Raw genomic sequence first — 8326 nt, 5'->3', positions numbered from 1 at the left:
TGGCGCCGGCCACCTCGGTGGTGTCGACCCCGACTACCGCAGCCACCAGCGTTGCGCCACCCTCGGCGCCGCCCACGCCCCCGGCCCCGGTGACCGGCGCCGAGGGCTTCGGCTACATGGTGGGCGGCCTCGGTCTGGGCATGGATTCGAAGGCGCAGACCCGGACCAGAACGGCACTGCCGGCCGCGCAGAGCGCCGCGGCTGCAGCGCGCGGGATGGTGTCGGAGCAGGCGCAGGGACGGCTACGCGGCCGTCCGCGCTCGGCCGTCGACCCGGGATACCGGTACGAATTCATTGACGCCGACGATGGTTCCGGTGTGGTCACGGCTACCCTGCCCGACCGGACCCTGGTATCGGAATCTGGTGGCTCGATAGAGGGGTTCACCGGGACCCTGCCCAAGCCTGACGTGCGGGCGGCGGGCCTGATCACGTTGGCCGGCAACGAGTCCGGTGACGGCGCCCGTCTGCCGATGCTGCCCGAGAGCTGGGACGGCCAGTAGGTCGCGGTCTATCGCGCCGCTAATCGAGATGCGCGGACAGTAACCAGGCTCCTAGGGACTTGCGGCCGTTGCCCTCGTCGCGAATGTCGGCGCCGGCGAAGACCTCAAAGCCCGCCAGAAAATTCTCGGGCACGTTGGCGTGGATACGCGCCGGCCGGATCTCGTCGATCACCCAGTACTTCGAGACCACATCGCGCAGCTCGTCTTCGGTGACCGCGTTGACCGGGCCATCGGCCGGCATCGCGGCGCGATCAAAGACGAGCACAAAGTACGAGGCCCCGGACGCGGCTGCCCGCACGATCGATTGCTGATAGCCGTCGCGCAGCTCCACGGGCATCGAGTGGAAAAGGGTGCTGTCGACGATGGTCCCGAAGCGGCCGTCGTATCCGGTGAAGGCGCTGATGTCCGCGACGTCGAAAGAGGCGCTGGTCAGACCGCGCTTGGCGGCCTTCTCGCGCGCCAACTCGATGGCGGTGGGCGACTGGTCCAGGCCCACCGTGGTGAAACCGCGTTCGGCCAGCGTCAGCGACACCGCCGCTTCGCCGCAACCGGCATCGAGCACGTCACCGTGAAACCTGCCGGCCTCGATGAGGGCCGCGATCTCCGGTTGCGGCTCACCGATGCTCCAGGGCGGCCGGTTGCCCTCGCCCATCTCGGGGGCCTCGCCCCGGTAGGCGGCTTCGAACATCTCTTGCGTTGGCTGGGTCATAACACTGTTTATATCAACCGGCCTGATACATGTCAATGAACTTGATATGTGGGGCCGGCGACCACCCGCAACGAAGGTCCGCCAAACCAAGACGCACGAAAGATGCGGTCCTCGTTGTGCAATTAGTGATCTCCGTCACCGCTGAGGGGCGCCGCGAAAACATTTGCATTCGATATGGGCCCCGCCCGTCCGGTTGACCGCCGTTGGCCACCCCCCCTACTTTCGTACGCAGAGGCCAGGCGCGCCCAACTGAACAACGATGTTCACCGCATTTGTCATCGCCTGGGTCAAACCGCTTCATCCAAAAGCCCACCGTCATCGACGAATTAAGGGGAGGACCCTTGCAGCACGCTGAACCGCCAGGTCGACGAGGTGTGAAGCAGGGCACATCGTCCCGCATGGATCAGCTTCGCGGCGCCGTCCAATACGACCTGCCGGCGTCATTGGTGGTTTTTCTGGTGGCGCTCCCATTGTCGCTCGGGATCGCAATAGCTTCGGATGCACCGGTTCTCGCCGGTTTGATCGCGGCGATCGTCGGTGGAATCGTCGGTGGATGGCTCGGTGGCTCACCGCTGCAGGTCAGTGGACCCGCCGCCGGACTCACCGTCGTTGTCGCCGATGTCATCCACCAGTTTGGCTGGGCCATAGCATGTTTCATCACCGTCATCGCAGGGATTCTGCAAGTCGCATTGGGATTCAGCCGTATCGCGCGCGCCGCCCTGGCGATCTCACCGGTCGTGGTGCACGCCATGCTCGCCGGTATCGGGATCACGATCGCCTTGCAGCAAGTGCACGTATTGCTGGGCGGGGCGTCGCAAAGTTCGGCATGGAGCAACGTCACGGGCTTGCCCGCGCAGATCGCCGGCGCTCATCGGCCCGGAATGGCGTTGGGTTTGCTGGTGATCGCGATTCTCGTTGCGTGGCGCTGGGTTCCGGCGCGGTTGGCCCGCATCCCCGGACCACTAGTCGCCATTGTGGTGGTCACGGCCATCTCGGTGGCGTTCCCGTTCCACGTATCCCGGATCGTCCTGAACGGCTCTGTGCTCGACGCGCTGCGGTTACCGTCGCTGCCACAGGGAAATTGGGGAGCCGTCGTGATCGCGGTGATCACGGTCACCCTGATCACCAGCGTCCAGAGCCTACTGACCGCGGTGTCGATCGACCGAATGCACAACGGACCGCGAACTGACTTCAACCGCGAACTGATCGGACAAGGCGCCGCGAACATCGCGTCGGGCGCGCTCGGCGGGCTGCCCATCGCGGGCGTCATCGTGCGCAGCGCAGCCAACGTGAATGCCGGCGCGAGAACCCGTGCCTCGACGATCATGCACGGTGTCTGGATCCTGCTTTTCGCCGTGCCCTTCGCCGGATTGGTCGAAAAGATCCCGACAGCTGCGCTTGCCGGCCTACTCATCGTCGTGGGGATTGAGCTGTTGAAACCGGCACACATCGAAACCGCTTTGCGCAATGGCGATCTCGTCGTCTACCTGGTGACCGTCGTCAGCGTCGTCTTCCTCAATCTGCTGCACGGTGTCATGATCGGACTCGCCTTGGCCGTCGTAATGACCGGATGGCGGGTGGTGCGAGCCAGGATCGAGGCCAAGCCCGTGGACGATGGATGGCACGTCATCGTCGAGGGGGCGTGCACGTTCCTGGCTTTGCCGCGGCTGACCGGTGTGTTGGCGACCGTCCCCGAACGCACGTCGGTGACCATCCACCTGCTCACGAACTATCTCGATCATGCGGCGCACCAGGCCATCAGCGACTGGCAACGACGGCACTGCGCCACGGGTGGCGAGGTCCGTCTCCGTGACAGGGTCGAGGTGGAATCCATTGGACACGAGGGCAATCCGCCGAAACCCCACCGCCGCAATGCACACCTGAGCCTGGTCGCTCAGCTGACCGCGGAGAAAGTGCATGACGCCGCACCGCTGGGGGCACTACCTCAGGTCGGCGGCCGCCCGCTCTAGTGCGCCAAGGTGGTCGTCGACATGCGCCAAGCCGGCCTTCATGGTGTTCAACGACAGGTGGCTGGCCCCAGCGGCTTTCCATGCGGCGATGTCGGCGGCGAGCGTGTCACGATCGCCGGTCCAGCTGACCCGGCCCTCCATTCCGAGGCTCTCCGGGTCGCGGCCCGCCAACTCGGCCGCGCGGTTGACCTGCTCGAGCGCGTAGTCCAGGCCGGGGCCAGGCGCCATCATCGGAAACCAGCCGTCGCCGAGGCGACCGGCGCGTTCGTAGGCACGATCAGAGGCGGCACCGAACCACACCGGGATCGGCCGCTGGGTGGGCAATGGCGCCAGCCCCGCCCCGGTCACGGTGTGGTACTTGCCGTCGAAGGTGACCGATCGCTGCGTCCAGAGCTTGCGCATGAGTTCGACCTGCTCCTCGGAGCGCCTGCCGCGATTGGTGAACGTCTCCCCGAGCGCTTCGTATTCGACGGCGTTCCAGCCCAATCCGACACCGAGCCGGAAGCGTCCGCCGGTGAGCAGGTCGACCTCGGCGGCCTGCTTGGCCACCAACACCGACTGTCGCTGCGGCAGAATGATGACGCCGGTGACGAGTTCGAGGGTGGTGACCGCGGCGAGGTAGCCGAGCATGACGAACGGCTCGTGAAACGTCGAGTCGATGTCGTAAGGGCCCTGAAAGCCTTGGTGCACCGTCGTGTCGGCGCCGACGACGTGGTCATAGGCGAGGATGTGGGTGAATCCGAGTTCTTCGACGCGCTGAGCGTAGGCACGTAGGACAGCGGGGTCCGAGCCAAGCTCGGTTTGTGGGAAGACGACTCCAATGCGCATTCCGGGTCCAACCGCGCGGTGGCATGGTTGCTTCCCGCGCGGCCCGTCGAGCGGTTGGGGTACGGGCTTCAAGCATGATGGGGGCGTGACGGCGGAGAAGGTCAGCGGCGTGCTGCGGATCGGCGAGTTGGAGCCGGCGCTCGAAGACGAGCTGACCGCGCGCTACGACATTCCGAAGCTTCCCGACGGCCCGGGGCGAGCCCGATTCCTGGCCGAGCACGCCGGCGAAGTGCGGGTGCTGGTGACCTGGGGGCCGCCCGGGGTCGACGCCGACACCATCGCGGCGCTGCCCAACCTGGAGGTCATCGTCAACAACGGCGCCGGGGTGGATCTGATCGATCTGGAGGCGGCAGAGCGCCGCGGTATCGGTGTGAGTAACACCCCCGATGTGTTGTCGGACACGGTCGCCGACACGGCGCTGGGCCTGATGCTGATGACGTTGCGCCGTTTCGGCGCCGCCGATCGCTACGTGCGCGCGGGCCGGTGGGCACGCGAGGGCCGGTTTCCGTACGCCAGGGGTGTCAGGGATGTCAGTGGCCTTCAGGTCGGCATCCTGGGCCTGGGCCGCATCGGTTCGGCGATCGCCACCAGGCTGCTCGGATTCGACTGCGCCATCGCCTATCACAACCGGCGCCGCATCGAGGGATCGCCGTACCGCTATGCCCCGTCGCCCGTGGAGCTCGCCGAGTCGGTCGATGTGCTGGTCGTCGCCACCACGGGCGACCACAACACCCGCAAGCTGGTCGACCGCGCGGTGCTGCGGGCATTAGGCCCCGAGGGATACCTGATCAACATCGCCCGCGGCAGCGTCGTCGACCAGGACGCGCTGGTGGAACTGCTGGCCGGGGGAGGGCTGGCGGGCGCGGGCCTGGACGTCTTCGCCGATGAGCCGCAGGTGCCGGCCGAATTGTGTGACCTCGACAACGTGGTGCTTCTCCCGCATATCGGAAGCGCCACGGCCCGGACCCGCAGGGCGATGGCGCTGCTGGCGATCCGCAACCTCGACAGCTATCTCGACACCGGTGAGCTCGTGACTCCGGTACTGGCACCACGCCGTTAGCGCCCGCGGCGCCACTTTCGACCCTCTGACCTGGCGATCCACGACGGAAACATGCCTGTGGCCGAAGCGATATCCGCAGGAGGTTATCGCTCCGGCCGCAACTGGGTATGTGGCTTTCATGAGTCCACTACTGCCGGAGACCGACGCGCCGGTGCGCTTGACGCTCGCCGGCACGGCCCGCCCCGAAACGGCGGCGAAGTGGCGCCGTGCCCTACAACACTGGCTGCGGCAGGAGGTGCGCGCGCCGCAAGAAATTCGTGAGGACGTCGTGCTCGGAGTCAACGAGGCCCTGGCCAACTGCGTCGAGCACGCCTACCGTTCCTGTCGCCAGGCCGGTGGGATGAAACTGCAGGCCAGCTACGATCCCGGTGCCGAGTCACTCCGGGTGTGCGTCAGTGACCGCGGAAGTTGGCGCAAGCCGTCATCGAGGCAGACCAACGACCCCCGCGCCTCGCGCGGCATCGCGCTGATGCACAGCCTCGCCGATCACTGCACCATCCATGCCCGACCCAACGGCACCAGCGTCTACTTGGATTATGCGACCGACGCGGATGGCGCTGGCCGACAATAACTTTCACGCAGCACGCCACGCGAGGTCAGCCGCCTGACGGCGCCGACGGCGTGAACTTGACCGGCATGCTCTCCAGGCCGCTGACGAAGTTGGCGGGCCGCAGCGGCAACGGATCCTCGGACACCAGCTCCATGTCGGGGAGGCGCTTCAGCAACCGTTCGAGCATCATCGACAACTCCAGGCGTGCCAACTGATTCCCCAGGCAGAAGTGGGTTCCGAAGCCGAATGCCACGTGGTTGTTGGGGTAGCGGTCAATTCGGAAGCGCTCGGGATCGCCGAACACCGCCTCGTCGAAGTTCGCCGATTCGAAAAGCAAGATGATCTTCTCGCCCTGCTCGAGCTGCGTGCCGTGGAACTCGAGGTCGGCGGTCATGGTGCGGGCCATGTTCTTGACCGGCGCGGTCCACCTCAGCATCTCTTCGATCGCATTGGGGAGCAGCGCCGCGTCGTTGACCAGTTGCTGGTGCTGTTGCCGGTGGCGAAGGATCTGGGCGGTGCCGCCCGACAGTGTGTGCCGGGTGGTCTCGTCACCGCCGATGAGCAACAACAACACCTCGGTCACGATCTCGTGGTCGGCCAGCTTCTCGCCATCGACCTCCGCCCGCACCAGCACGCTGACCAAGTCATCGGTCGGCTCGGCCTTGCGCGCCGCAATCATGCTCATCATGTACTCGGTGTAGGCGGCGAAGGCGTCAATCGAGACCTGAAAGTCCTCTTGCGCGGTCGTGCTGCTGAGCAGGGTGACCATGTCGTCGGACCAGCGCAGGAACATCTGGCGCTCTTCGGGGAGCACCCCGAGCATGTCGCCGATGACGGCCATCGGCAGCGGGGCGGCAAGGTCCCAGACGAAGTCGCACTCGCCCCGCTCACAGACGTTGTCGATCAACGCATCGCACAGCGCGCCGATCGAGGACTCCCTGTCCTTGACGCGTTTGCGGGTGAAGCCCGCGTTGACGAGTTTGCGCCGCAACAGGTGAGCGGGGTCATCCATCGCGATCATCATGGGCGGCGCGTCCTGGTCCGGCCGGATTCCACCCGCGTTGGAGAACAACTCGGGCGCCCGCTCGGCGTCGATCACCGCCTGATACGTCGCGGCAGCGGCCAGCCCGTTGCGATCCCGAAACACCGGCTCGTTCTCGCGCATCCACCGATAGATCGGTCGCGAGTCGCCCGCGTAGAACGCACCATCCGTCAGATCGATATCGGGCCGCGGCTGGTTGCGCGTATCAATCGTGCTTGGCACGGCTCACCCTTCCCCGAAGCGGGCATGCACTGTCTTACCGTGGACCTTACAGTAGGTGCGGTGGTAGGTATCGCGAACCCTCACGTCGGTCGCGGCGCGGCGCGCTCGCGTAGCGCCGTCACGAACATCTCATCCATCCGCGGGCTCACTTCGGCCAGGGTCGCCGCGCTGACGTAGCTGGCGGAGCCGAAGACGCGCTCGAGGGATTCCGCCGGGGTGGCGCTCCCGAGGGAAAGGCACAGACAGGCGACGCCGTCGCAACGGAGTTCCTCGAGCGCCTTGTTCGCATCGGCTTCCGCGTAACGTCCGTCGTAGCCGTCGTCATAGGGACACCCGTCTGACAGGACAAGAAGCAGCCGATTCGGCGCGCCGGCTTCGGTGTTGAGAATCTCGCCCGCGCCGCGGATCGCCGCTCCGAGGCGCGTATAACCGGACGGCTCAAGCTGATTGAGCCGCGCGCGTTGCGGGGCACCGAAGCGCTGTCCGAATGTTTTGATCGCCGGCAGGTGCACGGCGTGCCGTCCGTGGGATCGAAACGCATAGATCGCCACGCGGTCGCCGAGTTCCTCCAGGGTCATCGCCACGGTTGCCGCCGCGCGTCGCTGGTGGTCGAGGACCGTGTTTCCCTGTGGGTCGGCGTCGGTGGCCGATCCGGAAGCGTCGAGCAGAATGAGGACGCCGAGGTTCCGAACGAGATCGCGGCGCTGGGTGTAGATGGCCTCCGTCGGTGAACAGCCGGAGCGCAAGTCGACGCAGAGGTCGACGAGCGCCTCGATGTCCAGGTCGTCACCGTCGGCGCGGGCCCGTAACAGCTTGGGGCCGAGACCGACACGTGCCAGCCGTCGCCGTAGCTCATCGTCGGGTGACACGTGCGCCGCCGAGATGCGGGTGGGCTCGGTAAGTGGAAAATCGATCACTCGGCACCAGTCCGCCCGGTAGCGATTGTTGAAGACGTCCCACTCCGGATGCAGGGCACCGCCAATGCCCAATGCCGCGCCAGGCCTGCCATCGACGAAGTTGATTCGGGTCGGAAGTGGACGAGCGGTCGGGCCGACCGCTCGTGCCGGCCGGATCGAACGGACCTGAAACTCCCCGCCCGAAGCGCCGTCGCCGCGCGATGGCGCATCGCCCAACAGCTTTCGGAGAAAGTCCATGAGAAGCCGTGAACTAAACATCGGATTCTCGAACAGCTTGACGATCTTGCTTTCTTCGGATGGATGGTCGTCCTCGTCGTCGGGCTCCGGCGCGCCGACGAGCTCGATCGCCGCCCGGAGGTCCGCGTCCACGGCGGGCGTGGCCCGGCTGGCGGAAGACGCCAGGAGTTGCGAGGGCCTGATGACACCGAACCACTCCGGAGGGACGGCGACTTTTGTTGATCCCCTGGCCATTTCGAGCGACTGATCCGCGCTTGCGGTGCGGGGGTCGGTGTCGAGGCGAAGCGCCGC

At 66.2% G+C, this 8326-nt stretch carries 7 protein-coding genes and 1 pseudogene; 4 read left to right on the top strand and 4 right to left on the bottom strand.

Going from position 1 to position 8326, the window contains the following annotated elements; all coding sequences use genetic code 11:
• Positions 1 to 500, top strand: a pseudogene (locus Q0W90_RS21065) (PPE family protein); the annotation flags it as partial.
• Between the two features lie 19 nt (positions 501 to 519).
• Here the strand turns inward: Q0W90_RS21065 and Q0W90_RS21060 are convergent.
• A complete protein-coding gene (locus Q0W90_RS21060; RefSeq protein WP_297593199.1) occupies positions 520 to 1209 on the bottom strand; it encodes a class I SAM-dependent methyltransferase in 690 nt (229 codons plus the stop codon).
• Between the two features lie 398 nt (positions 1210 to 1607).
• Here Q0W90_RS21060 and Q0W90_RS21055 point away from each other — a divergent pair, with 398 nt between their 5' ends.
• A complete protein-coding gene (locus Q0W90_RS21055) occupies positions 1608 to 3179 on the top strand; it encodes a SulP family inorganic anion transporter (protein WP_297593204.1) in 1572 nt (523 codons plus the stop codon).
• Here Q0W90_RS21055 and Q0W90_RS21050 read toward each other — a convergent pair.
• Positions 3150 to 4007, bottom strand: coding sequence for an LLM class F420-dependent oxidoreductase (locus tag Q0W90_RS21050; protein WP_297700198.1), 858 nt, complete (start codon positions 4005 to 4007; stop codon positions 3150 to 3152). The two genes, Q0W90_RS21055 and Q0W90_RS21050, sit on opposite strands and share 30 nt — an antisense overlap.
• 85 nt (positions 4008 to 4092) lie before the next feature.
• On the opposite strand from Q0W90_RS21050, the gene Q0W90_RS21045 reads away from it, so the two are divergent.
• Both Q0W90_RS21045 and Q0W90_RS21040 read left to right on the top strand, forming a co-directional pair.
• A complete protein-coding gene (locus tag Q0W90_RS21045) occupies positions 4093 to 5067 on the top strand; it encodes a 2-hydroxyacid dehydrogenase (protein WP_297776352.1) in 975 nt (324 codons plus the stop codon).
• A 151-nt stretch (positions 5068 to 5218) separates the two neighbouring features.
• Entirely contained in the window at positions 5219 to 5638 is a 420-nt protein-coding gene (locus tag Q0W90_RS21040; protein WP_297593306.1) for an ATP-binding protein, read from the top strand.
• 25 nt (positions 5639 to 5663) lie between these two features.
• Here Q0W90_RS21040 and Q0W90_RS21035 read toward each other — a convergent pair whose 3' ends face one another.
• Complete coding sequence (locus Q0W90_RS21035) at positions 5664 to 6881, bottom strand: cytochrome P450 (protein WP_297776349.1); 1218 nt, start codon at positions 6879 to 6881, stop codon at positions 5664 to 5666.
• Positions 6882 to 6961: 80 nt separating this feature from the next.
• The coding region (locus Q0W90_RS21030) for a VWA domain-containing protein (RefSeq protein ID WP_297776347.1) at positions 6962 to 8326 on the bottom strand (1365 nt) is incomplete at its 5' end.

The organism is Mycobacterium sp., assembly GCF_025933915.1.
GTDB lineage: Bacteria > Actinomycetota > Actinomycetes > Mycobacteriales > Mycobacteriaceae > Mycobacterium.
Note: the sequence above shows the minus strand (reverse complement) of the source record. Positions and strands in the feature narration are given on the sequence as shown.